Origin of the sequence: Fictibacillus terranigra, from assembly GCF_030412265.1 — a bacterium.
GTDB classification, from domain to species: Bacteria; Bacillota; Bacilli; order Bacillales; family Fictibacillaceae; genus Fictibacillus_C; species Fictibacillus_C terrinigri.
Genome location: NZ_JAUHLN010000001.1, coordinates 1135616 through 1157318 on the forward strand (window position 1 = coordinate 1135616; position 21703 = coordinate 1157318).

General features: G+C 44.6%; 24 protein-coding genes and 1 other annotated feature. Of the genes, 18 read left to right on the plus strand and 6 right to left on the minus strand.

What is annotated here, in order from left to right; all coding sequences use genetic code 11:
• The first annotated feature begins 23 nt into the window (after positions 1–23).
• Positions 24–1088: a tetraprenyl-beta-curcumene synthase family protein gene (locus QYF49_RS05720; RefSeq protein ID WP_290398635.1), complete on the plus strand. Its 1065-nt coding sequence runs from the start codon at positions 24–26 to the stop codon at positions 1086–1088.
• Positions 1089–1126: 38 nt separating this feature from the next.
• Here the strand turns inward: QYF49_RS05720 and mnmM are convergent, their stop codons facing one another.
• Entirely contained in the window at positions 1127–1699 is a 573-nt protein-coding gene (mnmM, locus tag QYF49_RS05725) for a tRNA 5-(aminomethyl)-2-thiouridylate-methyltransferase MnmM (protein ID WP_290399059.1), read from the minus strand.
• The gene (gene mnmL, locus QYF49_RS05730) at positions 1699–2658 is read right to left on the minus strand and encodes a tRNA modification radical SAM protein MnmL/YtqA (protein WP_290398636.1); all 960 of its coding nucleotides are present in this window, start codon (positions 2656–2658) and stop codon (positions 1699–1701) included. The genes mnmM and mnmL overlap by 1 nt, the downstream gene beginning before the upstream one ends.
• Before the next feature lie 252 nt (positions 2659–2910).
• Here mnmL and QYF49_RS05735 point away from each other — a divergent pair, with 252 nt between their 5' ends.
• The 8 genes from QYF49_RS05735 (at position 2911) to QYF49_RS05770 (ending at position 9580) form a co-directional block, all read left to right on the plus strand.
• Positions 2911–3138 carry a hypothetical protein gene (locus tag QYF49_RS05735; protein ID WP_290398637.1) on the plus strand — a complete coding sequence of 76 codons (228 nt, stop codon included), beginning with the start codon at positions 2911–2913 and terminating at the stop codon, positions 3136–3138.
• Positions 3128–3364 carry an MFS transporter gene (locus tag QYF49_RS05740; protein ID WP_290399060.1) on the plus strand — a complete coding sequence of 79 codons (237 nt, stop codon included), beginning with the start codon at positions 3128–3130 and terminating at the stop codon, positions 3362–3364. The genes QYF49_RS05735 and QYF49_RS05740 overlap by 11 nt, the downstream gene beginning before the upstream one ends.
• Positions 3365–3377: 13 nt before the next feature.
• On the plus strand, positions 3378–4055 hold the full coding sequence (locus tag QYF49_RS05745) for a site-2 protease family protein (RefSeq protein WP_290398638.1): 678 nt from the start codon (positions 3378–3380) through the stop codon (positions 4053–4055).
• Between the two features lie 79 nt (positions 4056–4134).
• Positions 4135–4372: a binding site (T-box leader), on the plus strand.
• Between the two features lie 81 nt (positions 4373–4453).
• Positions 4454–6871, plus strand: a complete 2418-nt coding sequence (gene leuS / locus QYF49_RS05750) for a leucine--tRNA ligase (RefSeq protein WP_290398639.1) — start codon at positions 4454–4456, stop codon at positions 6869–6871.
• A 31-nt stretch (positions 6872–6902) separates the two neighbouring features.
• Positions 6903–7211, plus strand: coding sequence for a rhodanese-like domain-containing protein (locus QYF49_RS05755; protein ID WP_290398640.1), 309 nt, complete (start codon positions 6903–6905; stop codon positions 7209–7211).
• 153 nt (positions 7212–7364) lie between these two features.
• Entirely contained in the window at positions 7365–8846 is a 1482-nt protein-coding gene (locus QYF49_RS05760) for a putative bifunctional diguanylate cyclase/phosphodiesterase (RefSeq protein ID WP_290398641.1), read from the plus strand.
• The gene (locus tag QYF49_RS05765; RefSeq protein ID WP_290398642.1) at positions 8839–9267 is read left to right on the plus strand and encodes an EAL domain-containing protein; all 429 of its coding nucleotides are present in this window, start codon (positions 8839–8841) and stop codon (positions 9265–9267) included. Before QYF49_RS05760 ends, QYF49_RS05765 begins: the two co-directional genes overlap by 8 nt.
• 121 nt (positions 9268–9388) lie before the next feature.
• The gene (locus QYF49_RS05770; RefSeq protein ID WP_290398643.1) at positions 9389–9580 is read left to right on the plus strand and encodes a sporulation protein Cse60; all 192 of its coding nucleotides are present in this window, start codon (positions 9389–9391) and stop codon (positions 9578–9580) included.
• 69 nt (positions 9581–9649) lie between these two features.
• Here QYF49_RS05770 and QYF49_RS05775 read toward each other — a convergent pair whose 3' ends face one another.
• Positions 9650–10906, minus strand: a complete 1257-nt coding sequence (locus QYF49_RS05775) for a BaiN/RdsA family NAD(P)/FAD-dependent oxidoreductase (protein ID WP_290398644.1) — start codon at positions 10904–10906, stop codon at positions 9650–9652.
• Between the two features lie 164 nt (positions 10907–11070).
• Here QYF49_RS05775 and QYF49_RS05780 point away from each other — a divergent pair, with 164 nt between their 5' ends.
• Positions 11071–12699, plus strand: coding sequence for a putative polysaccharide biosynthesis protein (locus QYF49_RS05780; RefSeq protein ID WP_290398645.1), 1629 nt, complete (start codon positions 11071–11073; stop codon positions 12697–12699).
• A gap of 112 nt (positions 12700–12811) precedes the next feature.
• Here the strand turns inward: QYF49_RS05780 and QYF49_RS05785 are convergent, their stop codons facing one another.
• Positions 12812–13237: a DUF6884 domain-containing protein gene (locus tag QYF49_RS05785; protein WP_290398646.1), complete on the minus strand. Its 426-nt coding sequence runs from the start codon at positions 13235–13237 to the stop codon at positions 12812–12814.
• A 111-nt stretch (positions 13238–13348) separates the two neighbouring features.
• Here QYF49_RS05785 and QYF49_RS05790 point away from each other — a divergent pair, with 111 nt between their 5' ends.
• Entirely contained in the window at positions 13349–14062 is a 714-nt protein-coding gene (locus QYF49_RS05790; protein ID WP_290398647.1) for a pseudouridine synthase, read from the plus strand.
• A gap of 49 nt (positions 14063–14111) precedes the next feature.
• Positions 14112–14759 (plus strand): PRC-barrel domain containing protein, encoded by a 648-nt coding sequence (locus QYF49_RS05795; protein WP_290398648.1) that lies wholly within the window; start codon positions 14112–14114, stop codon positions 14757–14759.
• A 55-nt stretch (positions 14760–14814) separates the two neighbouring features.
• Here the strand turns inward: QYF49_RS05795 and QYF49_RS05800 are convergent, their stop codons facing one another.
• Entirely contained in the window at positions 14815–15033 is a 219-nt protein-coding gene (locus tag QYF49_RS05800) for a DeoR family transcriptional regulator (RefSeq protein WP_082316176.1), read from the minus strand.
• 457 nt (positions 15034–15490) lie between these two features.
• Between QYF49_RS05800 and pepV the strand changes: the two genes are divergently transcribed.
• Together pepV and QYF49_RS05810 are read left to right on the plus strand one after the other, a co-directional pair.
• Positions 15491–16891 carry a dipeptidase PepV gene (pepV, locus tag QYF49_RS05805; RefSeq protein ID WP_290398649.1) on the plus strand — a complete coding sequence of 467 codons (1401 nt, stop codon included), beginning with the start codon at positions 15491–15493 and terminating at the stop codon, positions 16889–16891.
• A gap of 50 nt (positions 16892–16941) precedes the next feature.
• Positions 16942–18120 carry an MFS transporter gene (locus QYF49_RS05810; protein ID WP_290398650.1) on the plus strand — a complete coding sequence of 393 codons (1179 nt, stop codon included), beginning with the start codon at positions 16942–16944 and terminating at the stop codon, positions 18118–18120.
• A 49-nt stretch (positions 18121–18169) separates the two neighbouring features.
• Here the strand turns inward: QYF49_RS05810 and cysK are convergent, their stop codons facing one another.
• A complete protein-coding gene (gene cysK, locus QYF49_RS05815) occupies positions 18170–19105 on the minus strand; it encodes a cysteine synthase A (protein WP_290398651.1) in 936 nt (311 codons plus the stop codon).
• 143 nt (positions 19106–19248) lie between these two features.
• Here cysK and thpR point away from each other — a divergent pair, with 143 nt between their 5' ends.
• Genes thpR through QYF49_RS05835 form a run of 4 tightly spaced genes read left to right on the plus strand, consistent with a single transcriptional unit; the run spans position 19249 to position 21649 of the window.
• Positions 19249–19824 (plus strand): RNA 2',3'-cyclic phosphodiesterase, encoded by a 576-nt coding sequence (gene thpR, locus QYF49_RS05820; protein ID WP_290398652.1) that lies wholly within the window; start codon positions 19249–19251, stop codon positions 19822–19824.
• Entirely contained in the window at positions 19821–20198 is a 378-nt protein-coding gene (locus QYF49_RS05825; protein WP_290398653.1) for a CidA/LrgA family protein, read from the plus strand. Before thpR ends, QYF49_RS05825 begins: the two co-directional genes overlap by 4 nt.
• The gene (locus QYF49_RS05830; protein ID WP_290398654.1) at positions 20185–20868 is read left to right on the plus strand and encodes an LrgB family protein; all 684 of its coding nucleotides are present in this window, start codon (positions 20185–20187) and stop codon (positions 20866–20868) included. Before QYF49_RS05825 ends, QYF49_RS05830 begins: the two co-directional genes overlap by 14 nt.
• Positions 20869–20902: 34 nt before the next feature.
• On the plus strand, positions 20903–21649 hold the full coding sequence (locus tag QYF49_RS05835) for a hypothetical protein (RefSeq protein ID WP_290398655.1): 747 nt from the start codon (positions 20903–20905) through the stop codon (positions 21647–21649).
• The last annotated feature ends 54 nt before the right edge of the window (positions 21650–21703 follow it).

Sequence of the window (21703 nt, forward strand, 5' to 3'; positions counted from 1 at the left end):
TTTTGGCAAGAGGTGGGAAATGAATGAGTGTACCGAATCAACCATGGGCATTAATGTATCGCATCTATCGCAATGTTCTGCCCGACGTATCTTTTTTTCTTGAACAATGGCGTGAAAAAGCAGAATTGATTCCTAACGATGAACTTAGAAAACAGGCATTGATGAGTATTGATACAAAAGAGTTTCATTGCCAGGGAGGTTCGATTTTGGCCCTCCTGGCTGGAGACAAGCGAAAAAAAGTGATCGAATTTGTAGTGGCTTATCAAACGATCAGTGATTATCTGGATAATCTTTGCGACCGAAGCACATCTCTGGACCCGCTGGATTTTGAGGCTCTCCATGAATCCATGCTCCATGCCTTGACCCCCGGCGCCGAGCGCAAAAATTACTATCGCATGAGGGAAGACCAGAGCGACGGGGATTATTTATGGAGCCTCGTCCGGACGTGCCAGACCGTTTTAAGTGAGATTCCGTATTACAGCGCCATTTCAGATTCATTGCTTGATTTGGCTCGCTATTATTGTGATCTGCAAATACATAAGCATGTGATCTTTGAAGAAAGAGTTCCGCGGCTCCAGGAGTGGTTCAGCAATCATAAAGATTCTATTCCTGCCATGAGCTGGTATGAATTCTCAGCCTGTACCGGCTCAACGCTCGGCATATTTTGCCTTGTATCTTATGCTTCCCATCAAAATCTGACGAAAGAACAGGTGAAAGTCATTAAGAATGGCTATTTTCCTTGGGTGCAAGGCCTTCATATTCTGCTCGATTATTTTGTGGACCAAGAAGAGGACAAAGAGGGCGGCGACCTGAATTTTTGCTCGTATTATGAAAACGGCAATCAGCTTCTCGAGCGATTTGGGCACTTTGTTCAGCAAGCGGACAACAGTATTGACCGGCTGCCAGACCGAAAGTTTCATAAATTGATCAACCGGGGACTGCTCGGAATCTATCTGGCTGACCAGAAAGTGGACCGCCATCCAGGAATCAAAAAGGCTGCAGGAAAAATCATGAGAATGGGCGGAACGTATACTTTCTTTTTCTATATGAACCGGAGACTGATGCAGAGATTACGGCCGTCAATCTAAAAAAAGGAGAGGAGCTGCAGAAGCAGGTCCCCTCCTTTTTATCTTTTTTCGATCGCTACAATAAAGGGAGGATCGTTCTTTTGGTTGATGAATCCGTACTGCAGGACATGAGCTTTTTGCTGATCGAGTGACCGTACATATTCCATAACCGCTTCTTTTTCTGTTTTGCCTTCCGGATGTCCGTGGTAGATCACCAATACCGCCGTTCCCCCTGGAGCCAGCAGGTCGAACAGCTGGTTCAAAGCTTGGATGGTCGATTCACCTTTTGTTACAATTTCTTTGTCCCCTCCTGGCAAATAGCCGAGATTAAACACAGCAGCGTCAATTTTTCCATAGAAGGAACCAGGGATGTGCATTTTCATTTGATGATGTCCAGTATGAAAAAGGGTAACATTATCTTCAGCTTTTTGTTCCAACAGACGTTTTCTCGTATTCACAATCGCCTCTTCTTGTATATCAAATCCAAACACTGTTCCTTCGCTGCCGACCAGACGGGAAAGGAAGAGGGTGTCATGGCCGTTCCCGCAGGTGGCATCAATCACAGCACTGCCCTTTGAAGCGGCACTTTCCAGCAATGTTCGGGCGAATGGAAGGATTCCCTGTATTCTCATCATCGCTGTATCGTTTCCTTTGTATAATATTTTCCCTGAAAGCTGTTTCTTCTCTCTAATTCGGATTCAATGGCATTCAGTACTCTCCACTTGTTCATGCTCCACATCGGTCCGATCAGAAGATCAGGGGGACCGTCACCTGTTAGACGATGAATCATCATGTCAGGGGGGAGGATTTCAAGCTGGTCACAGACGAGCCCTACATACGTATCAAAGTCGAGAAACTCCAGCATTCCCTGATCGTATTGCTTGACCATGGGCGTTTTTTTCAACAAATGAAGAAGATGAATCTTGATGCCCTGTACATCTAGCTTGGCCACTTCTCTCGCAGTCTCCATCATCATTTCAGGTGTTTCCAGCGGAAGCCCGTTAATAATGTGTGAGCATACCCGAATATTATGTTTGCGAAGCTTTTCTACTCCTTCTACATAGGTTTTGTAATCATGGGCGCGATTGATAAGAAGTGCCGTTCTCTCATGTACAGTTTGCAGGCCGAGTTCCACCCAAAGATAGGTGCGTTTGTTTAACTCCGCTAGATACTCCACCACGTCATGCGGCAGACAATCCGGGCGTGTTGCGATTGCCAGGCCGACAACTCCGTCCTGTTCCAAAACCGTCTCGAACATTTCACGAAGTTTTTCAACGGGCGCGTATGTATTCGAGAAGGCTTGAAAATATCCGATATATTTTCCTTTTTTCCATTTTCTGTGCATGCGTTCTTTTACGGCATTAAACTGTGTGATCAAATCATCCCGCCGATCACCTGCAAAATCACCAGATCCGCTCTGTGAACAAAAGGTACAGCCTCCGAAAGCCGCTTTCCCGTCACGGTTCGGGCAATCAAACCCGCCATCCAGGGGAATTTTAATGATCTTCTCTTTAAAATGGTGCCGCAAATACTGGTTCCATGTATAAAAACGTTTATCGCCATAATAGGCGGGAATAATCGATTGAGACATTGTGTCACACTCCTACAATCCTTCTGCATACTACAAGCCATTTTAGCATGGGGGATGGAAATCTCCAACAGGAAGAATTTGAGCGGATTTATGGGGTTAGGCGTTCTTCCGATTGTCACCGGGCATAAAAAGCTCTACAATACTTAAGGGTATTTCTTTATTGATAGGGGGGCTTTGTTTGCCTAAACCGCTTTGGCTGCTTGCATAGCGGTTTTCAAGCAGGACGCGGGAATCAGCCTGAAGCTCTACAGCTTGCTGTGGACGGTCAACGGAGCCTTAATCGTAGTGCTTCAGCCCATGCCGGCCTACATCTTAAAAGGTTGGATTACTTCAACGAAAACTCAGATTCTCGCAGGTTACCTGGTTTTTATCGTTTCTTTTATAACGGTAAGCCGTGCGGAAGCATTTTCTGGTTTTATGGGAGCCATGGTCATTCTGACAATCGGAGAAATGGCCAGGCGTATTATCCATCGCCAATGATCTTGCTCCGGCAGGCAGGGCTGGGTTTTATCAGGGAATCGTTAACAGTACAGCAACGTCCGGCCGGATGATCGGCCCGTCATTTGGCGGCATTCTTGCTGATGTCTGGGGGATGAAGGCTGTATTCGGAGAGATATCTGTTCTGCTTATGATCAGTATCGTGCTTACTCAAATCTATGACCGGAAGATTGCTGATGGGGATCTTCCACAGAAAAAGACAGGTTAGATAGGAGAACTGAATGGAAAACTTCTTGGCTTTTAATTTACAGGAGATGCCTTTTGTTATCATTTCTTTGGTAATTGCTTTTACAGTTCATGAATTTGCGCATGCCTGCATGGCATACCTGTGCGGTGATTCCACGGCAAAAGACCAGGGCCGCATGACGCTGTCACCCGTGGCCCACCTTGATCCGATTGGTACCATTCTTTTATTGATCGCCGGGTTTGGCTGGGCAAGACCCGTGCCCGTGGAACGCAGAAATTTTAAACGCCCTCATCTATACGGTATTCTCGTATCGATCGCCGGGCCTCTGAGCAACATTTTGATCGCTTTGATCGGGGTGATTCTCTTTTATGTCCTTTTTTCAACCGGGATTGTGGATAATGTGCCGGAAAAGGGAGTCGACTTTATTGATAAACTGATCAATATGGTCGTATACTTGAACGTCCTGCTGTTTGTGTTTAATTTATTGCCGATTCCGCCGCTTGATGGCTATCGTATACTGGAAGACTTAGCACCTGACCGAATCCGTGCGAAGATGATTCAGTATGCACATATAGGAGTCATTGTTTTTTTAATCCTTATTATTACACCGCTTGACCGGTATACTATTTATCCGATTTTCAATACCGTCGTTCCATTCGTGGCGAACCTGGTGGACAGCTTGATCCGGCCTTTCTTTGAATCTGGTATATAACTAGGAAAAAAGGGCTAACCTTAAAAGCGAACAGACTTGACATTTTGCTTATGAATTCATACAATACAAGTTAAATATGGTAATTACGATGATAAGGATCAGTAGAAAAGCAGAGGGATCTAGAGAGTTGACGGATGGTGCGAGTCAACCCTGAACCTTTTTGAACTCGCCTTGTAGTTGCAGGAGTGAACAGGATCACTGTAGCTTTTGCCGTGTATCCGCGTTAAGGGACCAATGAGAGAGCGTGTTCTTTTGCGCTAATGTGGGTGGTACCGCGGCAGGTTATTATGACATAAACACAACCTTTCGTCCCTGAATGAGTTTAGGGGCGGGAGGTTTTTTATTTTGTCTTTAACTCGCTAAAGGATGAATGTACTTGACAGGGAGGAAACGAAATCATGCATTACGATCACAGGAAGATTGAGCCGAAGTGGCAGCAGTATTGGGAAAAGAATAAAACGTTTAAAACGGAAGAGGAATACTCCAAGAAAAAGTTCTATGCTCTGGATATGTTTCCTTATCCTTCAGGAGCTGGCCTTCACGTAGGGCATCCGGAAGGGTATACGGCAACTGATATTCTTTCCCGCATGAAACGAATGCAGGACTATAACGTGCTTCATCCGATGGGATGGGATGCCTTCGGTCTTCCAGCTGAGCAGTATGCGCTGGATACAGGGAATGACCCGGCCGAGTTTACTGAAAAGAACATTAACACGTTCCGGCGCCAGATTAAAGAGCTGGGCTTCTCTTATGACTGGGACCGCGAAGTAAACACTACCGATCCGGAGTATTATAAATGGACACAATGGATTTTCATTCAGCTTTACAAAAAAGGCCTCGCCTACGTTGACGAAGTACCTGTTAACTGGTGTGAGGCGCTGGGCACCGTTCTGGCAAATGAAGAAGTGATTGACGGCAAGAGCGAACGCGGAGGCCATCCGGTTGTCAGAAAGCCGATGAGACAGTGGATGCTGAAGATTACCGCATACGCGGACCGTTTGCTTGAGGATCTTGAAGAGCTTGATTGGCCGGAAAGCTTGAAAGAAATGCAAAGAAACTGGATTGGACGATCTGAAGGGGCAGAAGTGCATTTTGATATCGATGGACATGACAAACAAGTAACGGTGTTTACAACGCGTCCGGATACGCTTTTCGGAGCGACTTATCTCGTCCTGGCACCTGAGCATTCTTTTGTCAACGAAATCACAACAGAAGAGCAGCGTGAAGCTGTTGATCAATATAAAAAGGATGTGGCAACCAAATCAGATCTGGAGCGTACAGAGCTTGCCAAAGAAAAGACCGGAGTATTCACTGGTGCATATGCGATCAATCCGGTAAACGGCGAAAAGGTGCCGGTTTGGATCGCTGATTATGTACTAGCGACTTATGGAACGGGGGCTATCATGGCGGTTCCCGCGCATGATGAGCGTGACTATGAATTTGCAGTGAAATTTGAGCTTCCGATCATTGAAGTCGTAGAAGGAGGAGACGTACAGACTGCTGCGTATGCCGGCGACGGCAAGCATGTAAACTCTGAATTCCTGAACGGGCTGGACAAGGAAGAAGCGATTGAGAAAATGAACAGTTGGCTTGAAGAGAACAAGAAGGGCGAGAAGAAAATTACGTACCGTCTGCGCGACTGGCTGTTCTCCCGACAGCGATACTGGGGTGAGCCGATTCCCATCATCCTTTGGGAAGATGGAACAATGACACATGTTCCTGAAGAAGAGCTTCCTTTACGCTTACCGGCAGTAAAGGAAATTAAACCTTCCGGAACAGGGGAATCTCCATTAGCCAACGTGGAAGAATGGGTCAATGTAGTTGATCGGGAAACCGGCAGGAAAGGCCGCCGCGAAACGAACACGATGCCGCAATGGGCTGGAAGCTGCTGGTACTATCTAAGATATATCGATCCAAAGAACAGTGAAGCTTTAGCGGATCCTGAGAAAATTAAGCATTGGCTGCCAGTTGATATCTATATCGGCGGTGCGGAGCACGCGGTTCTGCATTTGCTGTACGCTCGTTTCTGGCACAAGGTTCTTTATGATCTTGGTGTGGTTTCAACGAAGGAACCGTTCCAGCGATTGTTCAACCAAGGAATGATTCTTGGTGAGAACAATGAAAAGATGAGTAAATCTAAAGGCAACGTTGTAAACCCGGATGAAATTGTAGTTTCCCATGGCGCGGACACCCTCCGTTTGTATGAAATGTTCATGGGACCGCTGGATGCATCCATCGCATGGAGCACAACAGGATTGGACGGATCCCGCCGATTCCTTGACCGAGTATGGCGTTTGCTCGTTGCGGAAAACGGAGAGCTTAACGTTTCCATCCAAGACCAGCAAGGTACAGACTCCTTTGAACGTGTTTACCATCAGACAGTGAAAAAGATTACTGAGGATTTTGAGGGGCTTCGTTTCAACACCGGAATTTCTCAACTGATGGTTTTCGTCAACGAAGCAAACAAACAAGAAATTCTTCCAAAATATGCAGTCGAAGGCTTTGTGAAGCTTCTATCTCCGATCGCTCCGCATATTGCTGAAGAATTATGGGAAAAACTTGGACACAGCGGTTCTATCGCATACGAGGCATGGCCAGTATGGGATGAAGCCAAACTGGTGGATAAAGAAGTGGAAATCGTCGTACAGATCAACGGTAAAGTGAAGGCGAAGCTTAGCGTTCCAGCAGACATTACAAAAGAAGATATGGAGCAGGCTGCAATGGACAGCGACGTCGTACAAAACGGCATCGAAGGAAAGACTGTCCGAAAAGTCATCGCTGTCCCAGGGAAACTTGTGAATATCGTAGCCAACTAAAGAGTGAAAACTTTGACAGAGGTGAATGGAATTGGAAGATCAAATTGCAACGATTACGCCTGAAGAAGTAAAAAGCAGACTGAAAAAAGGCGAGGCGATCTCTCTTATTGATGTTCGTGAGGATGAGGAAGTCGCTGAAGGGAAAATTGCCGAAGCCAAACATATCAGAATGATGGAAGTTCCGAACCGTCTTGATGAAATCAACAAAGATGATGAACATATTATTATCTGCCGTTCTGGAAGAAGAAGCGAGAACGTGGCTTATTTCCTTCAGGAAAATGGCTTTAAAGTAAAGAACATGGCGGGCGGAATGCTTGCTTACAATCAAGCTTCAGAATAACCGTAAAAAACCCGGATGCGCATGAACTGCATCCGGGTTTTTTATCATGGCCTACAGTCTTTTTTACCTTCCTTGAGTTATTGGGAATTTTTCCCTGTAAATGATTCCTGCTTCCGAGCCGATATAAAAATATAAAGACTCTGGGGGATAGACATGCATAAACAATACCTGCTCTATTTCATCTTACTTTTACTCGCGGCCCGCATGTTTACAGAGTATACCAGAATTTTGCAGAACAATCTGGGAGACATTCTTATAGATGGGGGATTTGCACTCGCTCTCATTCTCATGTATTTCCGTATGGCTAAGAAGCATCATCAGAACAGCACCGTTCTTGAAAAAGAGATTGAAGAGCACAAGTCTACGATGAATGAACTCAGGAAAAGCCGGGAAAGGCTTCAGGATATATTTGATACGATTGACGTGGCGATCTGGTCACATAACCTGAAACAAAACAAATTAATGGTTACCCGGGGAATTGAAAAGCTTTATGGATACAGTCTCGATTCATTTATTCAAGATGTGGAACTGTGGAGAAAGGTCATCCATTCCGAGGATATACCGATCATAGATCAGAGAGCGAAAAGGATCGCACGAGGAGAAACGGTGACCAGCGAGTACCGGATCACGAGGCCGGACGGCGAGATTCGGTGGATTCAGGATAGAGGCATTCCCATTCTTGATGAATCTGGTGTACTGGTTGATTTTAATTCTATTCTTTATGATATTACTAATCGAAAACAAGCAGAGAGCACGATTGACCATATGGCCTACCATGACGATCTGACAGGACTTCCGAACAGGCACAGGTTTCAAGAGGTGCTGGAGCAGAAAATGTTTGAAGCAGGTATCAGCAACAGCACAATTGCTGTAATGTTTGTCGATTTAGACCGCTTTAAAATGATTAACGATACGCTCGGCCACCGGTTTGGGGACGTATTGCTTCAGCACGTCTCTTATCAGCTTAGGAACCTTGTACGTCCGTCTGATCACGTATTCCGCCGCGGGGGAGATGAATTTATTCTATTAATGGAAAACACGGACGAAGCGGAAATAAGACAGCTTTCCATGCGTATCCTAAACCAATTTAAAAAGCCGATCATGATCAGGGGACAGGAGATTTTTTCGACGCTTAGCCTTGGTATTGCGTTTTATCCCGGACATGGACTTGATGTAGATGAGCTCATTAAAAATGCAGATACGGCGATGTACCATGCAAAGGAAAAAGGCAGGGACAACTATCAATTTTTTAATGCCGCACTTAACGAATCGATGATGGTAAAGATGCAGCTGGAAAACGGCCTGCGAAAGGCCCTTCATCGAGAGGAGTTTACCCTTCGTTATCAGCCTCAGATCCATCTGCCGAGTGAAAGAGTTATGGGAACAGAAGCCCTGCTCCGATGGGAGCATCCGGAATATGGAAATATACCCCCATCCACTTTTATTCCGGTGGCTGAGGATACAGGTTTAATCATACCGATCGGGGACTGGGTAATTAAAGAAGCGTGCCGGCAGAACAAATTCTGGCAGGACATCGGACATGAAAAGCTTAGCATCGCTGTAAATATATCTGCGAAGCAGCTGGAGGACCCCGGGTTTCCTGATAGAGTAAAAAAAGAACCTGGCCGTGTTTGAACTCGATCCAGCCTGTTTGGAACTGGAAATTACAGAGGGAATGATGCAAGATTTTGATTCTTCTCTACCGAACATCCGAAGACTGAAAGAATTGGGTGTGAAAATATCAATCGATGATTTTGGAACCGGCTATTCCTCTTTAAGCTATCTAAAGGTGCTGCCGATCGAGACGCTGAAAATTGATAAGTCCTTTCTGGATGACAGCCTGGAAAGCTTCCAGGGGCAAGCCCTTGTCAAAACGATCATTGATATGGGAATCAATCTGAAGTTTAATGTCATCGCTGAGGGCATAGAAGACCGGATGCAAGTGGAATTTCTGCTTTCTCAGGGCTGCCTGGTCGGGCAAGGATATTTTTACAGCGAACCTCTTTCTGCGACAGAATGTGAAGCGTTCTTTCAGAAGGGCCTATCACCAAAGTAAAAGAGGGATGATTTTTATTTTTTCCTGTCGACAAGTTGGGTCCGCTCTTCAAAACTAGTGCTGTTTTTACAAAGGATTCGACGTAAATGACAGGGAAAACATACCCAGGAGGTGCTGGAGTATGTTGAAAATAAAGTTGTTTGATGAAGAACATGAAGCTGACCTGGAAGAAGCGGTTAATCTCTTCTTGGAGAACCTCCATGAATCGAACATCAAAGATATCAAGTATCAAGTTTCGATCAGTGACAGTTTAAGGCAGGAAGAGGAACCTACCATATACTCCTATTCGATCATGGTTATTTATAATGAATAAATAACTTGGTTATTTATAATAAATAAAAAAGGGAACTTCCTCCGCAATGGCAGAGGGAGTCCCCTTTTTTTATTGTATTGCAGCATTTGTTCCCGCCAGATGTCCTGTAACGAAGGCAACCGTTATATTATAGCCGCCGGTATAGCCATGCAGATCTAATATTTCCCCGCAAAAATAAAGTCCTTCTTTCCTTTTCGAGGCCATGCTCTTTGGTTCAATTTCCTTTATCGAAACTCCGCCGCCTGTCACGAACGCTTTTTCAATGGAAAGTGTACCGTTGACCTCAAATGAGAACCTTTTAAGCAGCGAGACCAATTGACGCAGGCTTTGTTTGTTCAGGTGTTCACTCGTCACATCAAGGGATATGCTGGCTTTTTCCAATAAAAACAGTAAATATCGTTCAGGAAGAAAGCCCTTCAGGACATTTTTTATTGCTTTTTTTGGATCTTCTTTAAGGAGGCTGTTGACAGATTGAAATAATTCTTCCTCTTTTTGGTCAGGAAAAGAATCGATGGACATCATGATCGATTTCGTTTCAAACTTTTTAAGGGCTTTTACAACGAATTGGCTCGATCGAAGGGCTGCAGGTCCAGATAATCCGAAATGAGTGAAGATCATATCCCCTCTATGCGCTTTGATCAGTTTTCCCTTTGGATTCCAGACCGAAAGCTCAGCTTGGCGAAGTGAGATGCCCTGCAGTGTTTTTGACTTTACAAAGGGCTCGGATGAAGTAATCGGAACTTCTGTAGGATACAGTTCGGTAATCGTGTGGCCCGCCTTTTTTGCCCAGGCGTAGCCATCGCCTGTTGAACCGGTGTGTGGGACGGACTTTCCGCCAACCGCGATAATGACCGCTTTAGCAGGTATAACGGTACCATTTTTCAGAACGACCTCTTTTACATGATCATCTGTGTAATTCACCGTTTCCACGGGTGAATTTGTCCAGATTTTTACGTTCAGCGATTCGATTTTCTTCAGCAGGGCAGCGACTACATCACTCGCCTTGTTGCTGACGGGAAACATTCTTCCGTTGTCTTCTTCTTTCAGCGCAATTCCTAGCCCCTCAAAAAAAGAGATGATATCTTCATTGTTAAAGATCGAGAACGCACTGTATAAAAAACGCCCGTTGCCGGGGATGTGTTTTATGATTTCATCAATCGGAAGCCGGTTCGTTACGTTGCAACGTCCTCCGCCTGAAATGGCAAGCTTTCTGCCAAGTTTGTCCCCTTTATCAATGAGCAGCACTCTGCTGCCCTTTGTTGCTGCAGCGACAGAGGCCATTAATCCCGAAGGGCCTCCTCCAATAACCACTACATCATATTTCATGTATGCACCTGCTTCCTTTTATTACAACCAAAAAGATACCATATCTTTTGTGAAATGAAAAACTCTGTCGCAAGAGAGTGCTTGTGTTACAATACTAATGTTGTTCTAGAAGAATAAATTCAAAGTATGCTTTTTTGCAGCACTAAATAGTAGGAGATGGATTCATGTCTCGGTTATTGCGAGGAACGTTAATTTTAACTGCAGCAACATTCTTTTCAAAATTTATCGGATTGATTTATATTGTTCCGTTTAATGCATTGGTCGGAACAAAGGGCCTTGCTCTATACGGCTACGCTTATAATCCCTACACGATTCTCCTTAGTATCGCAACGATGGGTGTGCCGCTGGCCGTTTCCAAGTTCGTATCCAAATATAATGCTCTTGGCGATTATGCCACTGGCCGAAAGCTGCTGAAATCCGGCTTGTTCATCATGACATTGACGGGCTTTGCCGCCTTTCTTGTACTTTATTTTATCGCCCCCGTACTGTCCGCCAACATTTTGGGGAAACATGGCGGTGACGGAAATACGGTGGATGACATTACTTTTGTTATCCGAATGGTAAGTACCGCTCTGATTTTTGTTCCTTCCATGAGCTTGATCAGGGGATACTTTCAGGGATTCCAATCGATGGGCCCTACTGCGGTTTCACAGGTAGTGGAACAGATTATTCGAATCTTATTTATCCTGATCGCCAGCTACGCTGTCATCCATATCATGAACGGTACTTTGACTACGGCTGTTGGCCTTGCGACTTTTGCCGCGACAGTTGGGGCGATTGGAGGCTTGCTTGTTCTGCTTTGGTACTGGAACAGAAGGCGTCCATATCTAAAAAAAATGTATGAACAGTCCACCGTGGATTCACAGGTCTCCCTGCCGGCGATCTACCGGGAGATCGTTTCCTATGCCGTGCCTTTTGTAGCCGTTGGACTGGCCATCCCGTTATATAAAATTATTGATCAATTTACGATTGTTAATACTCTTCAGCAGACAGGCTACAGCCAGCCGAAGGCAGAAGATGTGTTTGCGATGGTCACACAGACCTCCCATCAGCTTGTCATGATCCCGGTGTCACTGGCTACTGCCTTTGCTTTAACCCTTATCCCGATCATTACAAAGTCTTATACAGAAGGGGATTATGACTCGCTGAACAATCAGATCACACAATCCTTTCAGATGACGTTGTTTCTGACAGTGCCTGCAGCTGTCGGCTTATCGGTCCTTGCTTATCCGGCTTATGGAACGCTGTTCACACTGAACGATATCAAGCTGGGAGGCGAGCTCCTTCGCTGGTATTCTCTGTCAGGGATCTGGTTTGCGATGTTTACGGTTACCGCAGCGATCATGCAAGGGCTGAACCGGCAGAAATATGCGTTGTTCAGCCTCTTGGTAGGTATCCTGCTTAAACTGACCCTGAACATTCCTCTCATTTATTTATGGAAGGGTGTAGGTTCGATTATTGCAACCAACATCGGGTACACGGTATCTATTCTAATTAACCTGTATGTGATAAAGAAATATGGTGAATTTTCATTTAAGTGGGTATTCCGCCGCGCAATTCTGATCGGTGCTTTCGGTTTAGCCATGGCTGTCGCTGTTTATGTGATCAAAGCGCCAATCGAAGGTTCCTTCCATGGGGTTTATACGAAGGCCAGGGGTATTGCAGTACTGGCAGCGGGTATACTCACTGGAGGACTCGTTTATTTTGCTCTCTCTTACAAATCGGGTTTGATACAGATTATTTTAGGTCAGCGGTTCAGCTTCCTGAAAAGAAAAAAAAAGAAAGCCACGTAAAAAAGAAGGTCCTCTTGGACCTTCTTTTCTGGGATAAGAGAGGTTGGCATTCAAGTAATGTCTAACTCCGGCGTTTGTCGGAATTAAGCAGGGTGCTTGCGCTTTTCTTACATTATTCATTTTGTTCGTCATACCACTTCAGCTGGTTGCCGATACTATAGCCTTCAAGTGGCACTTCAAACTGAAAACCGGCCTTGGCCAGCTCAGGCTGAAGGTGTTCTCTGTAAACCCATCCTCCATGCAAATAAACGGTGCTTTCTTCCGGATTTTCATGATTTTGCAGCTCTTCTACGACTTTCCGCGCCCATTCGTGCTTTTCCTTGGAGGAAAAATTTTTAATTGAAACATTATAGGGCTCGATCCATTGATCCTGAGTAAGAAACCCTTCTTTTGCGCTGTAAAAATAAAATGCATCATAATTCTGCTTTGCAAAAAGAACAGATTTTAAAAACAAAGGACTTATGTATAAATCAATAGCTGCTGCGGGATGGTTCAGTTTTTTTCTGGCAGTCGCCAGCAGGCCGATTTTCCGTTTCATCTAACAATCTCCTCCTATAGTACTAAAATACCCGCGTTTATTAATTATAAAGCAAATTTTTGTAAATTTATAGGAAAATATGCTTATAAAAGAAAAGAGGTCGAAGTAAACATGCGAATGGACAAATTATTAGCCAATATGGGGTTTGGAAGCCGAAAAGAAGTGAAGCTGCTTTTGAAAAAAGGTGTTGTACTTGTTGACGGTGTGCCAGTAAAAGACAGCAAGACAAAAGTAGATCCCGAAACACAGAAGGTGGTCGTTCATGGAGAGGAAGTGTCCTATAAAGAAACGATTTATCTCATGATGAACAAACCGCCGGGTGTTATCTCAGCAACAGAGGATCATGTTCAGGAGACGGTCATCGACCTTCTTGAAGATCGGGATCAGATTCTTTCACCATTTCCGGTAGGCCGCCTGGATAAAGATACAGAAGGGCTTCTCGTACTTACGAATGACGGACAATTGTCCCACTCGCTTTTATCCCCTAAAAAGCATGTTCCTAAAACGTATTTTGCGAAAATAAATGGAAGGGTCACACAGGAGGATGTGGAGGCGTTCAAGGAAGGTGTAGTCCTTGATGATGGATATAAGACTAAACCTGGAGCGGTGCTTTCCATCCTTCATTCGGGAGAAATCTCTGAAATCGAGCTCATCATCACGGAGGGAAAATTCCATCAGGTAAAGAGGATGTTTGAGGCGGTCGGAAAAAAAGTTACCTATTTAAAGCGAATAAAAATGGGAGGACTGTCTTTGGATGAAAACCTGAAGCTTGGAGAATACAGGGAGCTGACAGAGGAAGAACTGGAGCGCTTATCTGAAAGATAGGTTTTTAAAAAGGAAATAAAGGGTAAAATTTTGAAAAGGAGGAATGGTAATGCTGCTTAAAGCGAAGGATTTACTGGATAAAAAAGTAAAGCACTCGGAAACGAAAGTTGATAACATCGGCCCAAACGGCGTTCTCCTGAATAAATATGATTTTTCCCTGTGTTACCTCTCGTTTGAGGAAAGTGTGCCTGCCGATCCTGGAAATGAAGAATCATTTCAGCCTGTTGATAAAAATGTACTGAATATGCAGGCGGCAACGAGCGGCATCGGATCGCAAAGCACTCCTATGACAGGAACAGGCTATCCTGTTACTGCAAGAACTTATCATAAAGAAAATTACTTGATCCCATGGCACGATATTATTTCTCTCGATGATGACATTGTGTATCAGGGGAATGAGCGCCAAATGGAAGAACCTGACGAATGCATGGCTTCCTCCATATTTGATGGCTGGACAGTAGAAACGATAGACGGTGAAAAGATAGGTAAGATTAAAGATATCATCCTTGATACGATATCTAAAAAAGCGGTGGCGCTGGAGATTGCTGAAGGCTTTTGGTCCAAGCTGCTCGGGGAAGGCAACAAATACATGCCGATCGCAGGTGAACCGAACTGGGCAGAGGAGAAGTGGATAGTCGAGCCCGAGTTGAAGGATCATGTAGTCAGTAATAAAGAAGACATTAAACCGCTTTTTTAATAAGCAATGAAAAAACAAAAAACCCCCTTCCATTTGGATGGGGGTTATCTCATCATTATGATACTTTTACTTTTTTGGAGGTTGTCTGCCACAGCCCTCTGCTTGGGCTGGTGACCAGGTTGTTATATGCCAATACATTTAGATCCCTCTGGATAGTGCGCTGCGTAGTCCCAAATTCTTCAACCAATTCTCGTGTTGTGACAGTCCCTTTCCTTTTTATAAAAAGATACATGGATTTTACACGGTTCAACATACGGTTAGTTGAAGGACTCAAAAAACCACTCCCTATACAGTATTGTCGTTCATAATAAATTATAGAATAATTTCATTAATTTATTATGATAAAATGTTTAAATTTTCTTTAAAAAATGAGATTAAAATAAAAAGCGAAGACTCCATATCCGGTTCTTCGCTGCTTCGCCATGACTTTCATCATGATTTCTCTCTATTTCTCAGGTGATTGGCGGCTTCGCAGCATTAGAATGACCGCTAAGTTTTTCAAACAAAACAAAGCATTCATCGTTTACTAATCACAACCACACCTCCTATTTACGCGATATTATACTTTATTGCAGAGGAAAAAGCAAATGAGCAGTCTTTAAATCGGCATTAATTCACTCTTTTTTGGAACTATAAGCTAAAATGGAAGTGGATTTGTCCAATATTGGGTACCGCCTTGTAATGAAACATGAGATGATACATAAGTAGTGAATGAAGAAAGGTGAGCAGTTATGAAAAATGTAAATTGGAAAGCGGAAGTTGAGAAAAGAAAAGAAAGCCTCATAAAGGACACTCAAGGCCTTTTGCAGATCAGAAGTGTGCTCGAGGAGGATAAAGCCGCCGATCTTGCTCCGTTTGGCCCCGGTATTGAAAAAGCCCTGCATTTTATGCTTGAACTGGGCGCCGCACAAGGAATGCAGACTAAAAACGTTGACGGTTATGCTGCACATATTGAACTGGGGGATGGAGAAGAATTAATTGGAATTTTAGGCCATCTTGATGTGGTTCCCGAAGGAGATGGCTGGACAGTGGATCCGTTCGGAGGAGTAGTCAGGGATGGCAAGATTTTTGCCAGAGGAGCCATCGATGACAAAGGGCCAACGATGGCTGCCTTCTATGGAATGAAGATCATCAAGGAACTTGGATTGCCCTTGTCCAAACGAGTAAGGCTCATTCTTGGAACGGATGAAGAAAGCCTGTGGCGATGCGTGGACCATTATTTTAAGCATGAAGAAATGCCGTCATCAGGCTTTGCGCCAGATGCGGATTTTCCTATCATCCATGCTGAGAAGGGAATGCTTAACATCAGCTTAAAGCTGAAAAGTAGTGCAGGAAACGGAGAGCAAGCCAACATGCTCAAGGCCTTTTCTTCTGGGCAGAGGTTTAACATGGTTCCGGATCTGGCTGAAGCTGTCATTATCGCCAGCGGTGAACTTGCAGACCGTTATCAGCGATTTTTGGACAGCCGTCAATTAACGGGTTCTTCGTCCAAAGCAGATGGGGAGATAACATTACGGCTTCATGGTAAGTCGGCTCATGGAAGTACGCCTGAATCCGGTGTGAATGCGGGAGTCTTGCTTGCTGAATTTTTATCAGGAGAAAACCTTGATGCTCAGGGGCAGTTGTACACTGATTTTGTTGCGGAACACCTTAGAAGCGTCTCCGGCAAGGAGCTTGGGATTCAGGCAGAGGATGATGTGAGCGGTATTTTAACGGTTAATCCTGGTGTATTCAACTATAGCGTGAAAACAGAGGGAAGCATTGGTTTAAATATCAGGTATCCGGTCAAGCATTCAGGGGAGATTGTTTTGGGCAGCCTAGAAAAACTTGCGGTTGATAAAGGTTTTTCCTTAGAGGTGGAAAAGCATACGCAGCCTCATTTTGTGGATGAAAATCATGAGCTGGTTCAAACCCTGAAAAAGGTTTATGAAGAACAGACCGGACAACCCGGCAAACCTATCGCTATCGGCGGAGGGACCTATGCAAGATCATTAGAAGCAGGAGTGGCGTTTGGGGCTTTATTCCCGGGCAGGGAAGATGTCGCTCATCAGAAGGATGAATATATGTTCCTGGACGATTTATTCAGCGCAGCGGCGATCTATGCACAAGCGATCTATGAATTGGCAAAATAAGCAATCTTCAGCTTAATCCAGAGAAAAAGGATAGGGAGTAGGGACAAAAATTGAATAGTCATAAAAGAACATCATTGAGCCTGAAAGGATTTAATTTATTTTCGTTCTTTGCCTTTGGAAGCTTGTTTCCCCTGCTCGGAGTGTACTTCAAGGAAGTAGCCGGGCTTTCGGGAACGGAGATCGGTACATTGATGTCGTTGAGCCCTGTGGTGATGATTTTTGCGCAGCCGATGTGGGGGGTCATTACGGATTTTACGAGAAAGCCGAAGCATGTACTTGCTGTATCTCTCCTTTTTACGGCATTGATCGGTTATGCTGTGCTGTTCATCGGGACGTACGGCTCGCTGATCATTATGCTGATCCTCCTCGCACTTTTTCAAAGTGCGATCGTACCGATATCGGACAGCATTCTTTTGAACTACGTTAATAAGACCAATCAGGAATACGGCAATTACCGGTTGTTTGGGGCGATTGGTTTTGCTTTAGCGGTATACATGATGGGGAAGCTATCTGAGATGTCGGGCGTCTCAGTGATCTTTTATTCCTTTGCTTTAAGCTTGCTTCTTTGTTTGCTGCTGATAAGAAGCATGCCGAGAGAAGGGGAATTGCTGAAAGTGGATTTGCGTTCCGGCCTTTCTCACCTGATACGAATGCCGAAATATATGGTGTTTCTAGTCACCACTTTTCTTGTTTTCGGCCCAATCTTTGCCAACAATTTTTACTTCAGCTTTTATATACAGGGGATTGGTGGAACGTTAGCCGGAGTGGGTATCGCATTCCTGCTTGCAGCTGGCAGTGAAGCGCCATTCATGAAACTGGCGGGCTTCGCACTCAGGAAGTTTGGCGTCATCCACATTATGATGTTTGCAACGGCCGTTTCCGCCTTAAGATGGATGTTTTATTTTTTTCAGCCGTCCATCACAGTGGTGCTCATAACAACAGTTGTCCAGGGATTTTCCGTAGGTTTGTTCATTCCGGCGGCCATTGAATATATCCGGGATAACACGCCACCAGATGTAAGGGCTACAGCGGTTTCCTTATATACTGCGGTAGGTAATGGACTAGGTGCATGGTTCTGTACGTTTTTGGGAGGCATGATCTTTGATAAGTATTCGATCTTTATCACCTATCTTTTCTTTGGCATTCTTTCGTTTGCCGGCCTCTTTATGATCGGTATTTTAATGCGGCTTCAGTCCAGAGAAAAGCTGGGACTCAGTTCAGGGATATAAAAAGTCGGCTCAAGATTCCAATAGGGAAGTTGAGCCGACTTTCTTATTTTTATTCAAATTGAAACAGGTCAGTGGAAAGGTAACGCTCTCCAGCATCACATGTGATACAGACAACAACTTCATCCTTGGAAAGCTTTTTCGCGGTTTCAACGGCGCCAAAGACGGCAGCTCCGGAAGATGGGCCAACGAGGATACCCTCTTCTCTCGCGAGTCTTCTGACGGTCTCATAGGCTGGATCATCTTCTACTCGGATGATTTCGTCATACACCTCTTGATTTAAAATGGAAGGTATGAATCCTGGGCTGGTGCCTACCAGTTTATGCTTGCCTGGTTTCCCGCCAGATAAAACAGGGGATCCCGCCGGCTCGACAACATGCACTGTCATATCAGGGAAAGCAGCCTTCAGTGTTTCACCTGTGCCCGTAATCGTCCCTCCCGTACCTGCCGGGGCTACAAAAGCGCTCAATGGCTTATTTAGCTCCTTCATGGCATCAATAATTTCAACAGCCGTGGTGGTTCGATGAGCATCAGGGTTTGCTGCATTTTCAAATTGCATAGGCATAAAGCTGTTTTTTGGATCCGCTGCCAGCAGTTCTCTAGCCTTTCTGATGGCGCCTGGCATTTTTTCATCTCCAGGAGTGAGTACGACTTCTGCACCATAGGCTTTAAGCAAGTTGATTCGTTCCTCGGTCATAGTATCAGGCATAACAATAACCGCCTTATAGCCTCGTGCTGCCGCGTTCATTGCCAGGCCAATTCCAGTGTTTCCTGATGTCGGTTCAATAATGGTATCGCCTGGCTTTAAAAGACCGGATTTTTCTGCCTCTATAAGCATGTTATAAGCAGCTCTGTCCTTTAGGCTTCTGCTTGGATTATAATATTCAAGTTTTACGTAGATGGACGCTCCGTCAGGATCCGGAAGATGGTTCAAGCGGACTAAAGGAGTATCCCCGATCAATTCTGCTATGTTTTGAACAACTTTCATGATTTGCACATCCTGTCGTTTTCTCTTTAAAGAAAGTATATCAAATCCAACATTTAAAAGAAAACAAGCAAGCTTGGATGGTTGCAAGGTGATCGTTTTTGGTAAGATAAGAATAATTCCCTTTAATGGAGATGAAAAAATATATGAGTAGACATGTTTTTGCTGCCGTTCCAATTCCTTCTGATGTAAAGTGTATCATCGGGGAACTTTCAGGGACGCTTCAGGAAAATCTTCCGTTTAAACAATGGGTTCATCAAGAGGATCTTCATCTGACACTGGCTTTTCTAGGTAAAACCGAACAAGATCAGCTTATCCACCTGAAAAGTTTGTTCCATGACCATATTCAAGAGCTTCCATCCTTTTCGCTTACCGTTACAGGAGCGGGATTCTTCGGCAAGAAGTCCCAGCCCCGTGTGTTCTGGCTTGGAGTGGAAGAAGAGGAAAGGCTGTTTGCCTTGCAGAAAACGGTGAATCGTCTTTGTCAGCAAGCCGGTTTTCAGTTGGAGTCCAGGCCGTATTCTCCCCATATTACACTTGCCAAGAGATGGGGACATACAGATGCAAGGATGGATGTTGTTTTTGATGAGAGTATGACCAAGCCCGCCGCGGGCATTTCCTTCGACGTTCCTTCGATCGTGCTGTATGAGACCCATCTGGATAAAGATCCTAAATATCACGTCATCGAAGAGTTTTGTCTTAAAGGAGAGGACAGCCTTTGAAAATATTCGTCATTACCATTCAGATCGGTATTTTGTATTTGTTTCATATGCTGGGCGTATGGATTTCAGAGAGTTTGCATTTATTCATTCCGGGCAGTGTCGTCGGAATGATTTTATTGTTTATAGCCCTAAGTACAGGGAAATTTAAAAGCAAATGGGTGAGTTCAGGGTCGACGTTTATGCTGGCGTATCTTCCGCTTTTCTTTATTCCTGTTACTGCAGGAATCATCAAATATCCTGAGTTTTTTACTGTAAAAGGGCTGCTGCTCATAGCCTCTACGGCTGTATCCACGTTTTTAGCAGTAGCAGCCACAGGATGGTCGAGTGAACGCCTCGTGTCCAAGAAGAAGGCATCGGTTAATGCACTGGACTAGTCTTATTTTTATAGTGATCACGGTGCTTCTTTTTATCGCGATGAAAAAAATATATGAAAGATGGAGGTCGGCTTTTCTTATACCTGTTCTGACAACAACATTGTTTATGGCTGTAATCCTCCTGCTCACCCATATCCCATACGAGAAGTATATGGAAGGCGGAAAATGGATTGAAGAACTGCTCGGTCCCGGTGTGGTTGCTCTCGCTTATCCGTTGTATTTATACAGAGAGAGCTTGATGCGCCACCTCTTATCCATTATTGTCGGAGTGTTTACAGGCACGTTGGTGGGTCTTATCACTATTTTTCTTTTTGCCAGTGCGATCGGAACGAATAAAAGGATGCTCCTCTCTATGCTTCCCAAGTCTGTAACCACACCAGTGGCGATGGAGATTGCCCAAATCACCCAGGGCTCACCTGCGCTCGCGTCGGTATTTGTTATTATTGCAGGGATAACAGGTGCTGTTTTAGCACCAAGCTGGTTCAACTGGCTCAAGTTCAAGACGCCTTTAGCCAGGGGCTTAGGAATCGGAACGTCCTCTCATGCAATCGGGACATCTAAAGCCATGGAGTTTGGTGAGGAAACAGCCGCATACAGCTCTGTCGCGATGGGATTGAGCTGCATTATCGCTTCGGTTCTCGTCCCGTTTTTTGCTGCATGGTTTTTATAGTATCACCTTACAAAGAAGGAGAGGGAGATGGCAGTTGGCTCAGCTTGTAAAGCTTGAAGACTATGTGTCAAGGTATGAAGTAAATCTGTACCATTATCAGAGCCGATTCGTTGCTCTAAAAAAAAGAAGATTCAAAGAGGGAGAGGATCAAAGGGATTCCATTTCCAGTAAAATTTTTGATCACCAGCTCAAGTGGGCAAGCTCGACGGTCAAAGAATTCTCAACTTTAGATCCGTCCTATTTAAGCGACAAAGCGCTTCATTTCTTATGTACTAAAATTCCTGATAATTATTTTTTATTTTACAAACCTTCTGTCAGGCATAAAGCGGCTCCGGTGGAGCTGGAAGTGGTTCTGGCTGGACCGCGAGAGATCTGGTGTATCGCTCTGCTTGAAGGGAAAGATGTTATTTATCAGGAGAATTCTAAACATTTTTGGAATAAGGCCAATGAGGGAGCAAACGATAAAAAGATTGTCAGCCCCTACATTGCACTGGAGAGAATGGATTTTGTGCTTAACCCTTATTTGGAGTATTTTAAAAACCGTCTGCAGCTGAAAAAGGCGGTATTATGCCAGAACGGTTATGTCGATACACAAACCAAAAGGAATGATGTTGTGGTGATCGATAAACGTACATTTGATTCATGGTATACAAGAGTGGCCGGTGTTCCAAGCCCGCCGAAGAGCCACCAATTAAAGTTCGTAGATTTGCTGCTGAAGGCTTCTTTGACTAAATCTATTTTGCGCAGGGAATGGGAAGACAGCAGGGGATTAAAGGACTAGTGGCGGTCTTTGTCGAATGTTATCTTATACATGCTCTTAGGACAAGGACTTGCT

What these genes read in the sequence shown, in the direction of transcription:
- QYF49_RS05780 (WP_290398645.1), top strand. Translation starts at nt 11,071, where the DNA reads ATGTCTCGGTTATTGCGAGGAACGTTAATTTTAACTGCAGCAACATTC.
- QYF49_RS05785 (WP_290398646.1), bottom strand. Translation starts at nt 13,237, where the DNA reads ATGAAACGGAAAATCGGCCTGCTGGCGACTGCCAGAAAAAAACTGAAC.
- QYF49_RS05760 (WP_290398641.1), top strand. Translation starts at nt 7,365, where the DNA reads ATGCATAAACAATACCTGCTCTATTTCATCTTACTTTTACTCGCGGCC.
- leuS (WP_290398639.1), top strand. Translation starts at nt 4,454, where the DNA reads ATGCATTACGATCACAGGAAGATTGAGCCGAAGTGGCAGCAGTATTGG.
- QYF49_RS05830 (WP_290398654.1), top strand. Translation starts at nt 20,185, where the DNA reads ATGCACTGGACTAGTCTTATTTTTATAGTGATCACGGTGCTTCTTTTT.
- QYF49_RS05790 (WP_290398647.1), top strand. Translation starts at nt 13,349, where the DNA reads ATGCGAATGGACAAATTATTAGCCAATATGGGGTTTGGAAGCCGAAAA.
- QYF49_RS05775 (WP_290398644.1), bottom strand. Translation starts at nt 10,906, where the DNA reads ATGAAATATGATGTAGTGGTTATTGGAGGAGGCCCTTCGGGATTAATG.
- pepV (WP_290398649.1), top strand. Translation starts at nt 15,491, where the DNA reads ATGAAAAATGTAAATTGGAAAGCGGAAGTTGAGAAAAGAAAAGAAAGC.
- QYF49_RS05770 (WP_290398643.1), top strand. Translation starts at nt 9,389, where the DNA reads ATGTTGAAAATAAAGTTGTTTGATGAAGAACATGAAGCTGACCTGGAA.
- cysK (WP_290398651.1), bottom strand. Translation starts at nt 19,105, where the DNA reads ATGAAAGTTGTTCAAAACATAGCAGAATTGATCGGGGATACTCCTTTA.
- QYF49_RS05720 (WP_290398635.1), top strand. Translation starts at nt 24, where the DNA reads ATGAGTGTACCGAATCAACCATGGGCATTAATGTATCGCATCTATCGC.
- thpR (WP_290398652.1), top strand. Translation starts at nt 19,249, where the DNA reads ATGAGTAGACATGTTTTTGCTGCCGTTCCAATTCCTTCTGATGTAAAG.
- mnmL (WP_290398636.1), bottom strand. Translation starts at nt 2,658, where the DNA reads ATGTCTCAATCGATTATTCCCGCCTATTATGGCGATAAACGTTTTTAT.
- QYF49_RS05795 (WP_290398648.1), top strand. Translation starts at nt 14,112, where the DNA reads ATGCTGCTTAAAGCGAAGGATTTACTGGATAAAAAAGTAAAGCACTCG.
- QYF49_RS05745 (WP_290398638.1), top strand. Translation starts at nt 3,378, where the DNA reads ATGGAAAACTTCTTGGCTTTTAATTTACAGGAGATGCCTTTTGTTATC.
- mnmM (WP_290399059.1), bottom strand. Translation starts at nt 1,699, where the DNA reads ATGAGAATACAGGGAATCCTTCCATTCGCCCGAACATTGCTGGAAAGT.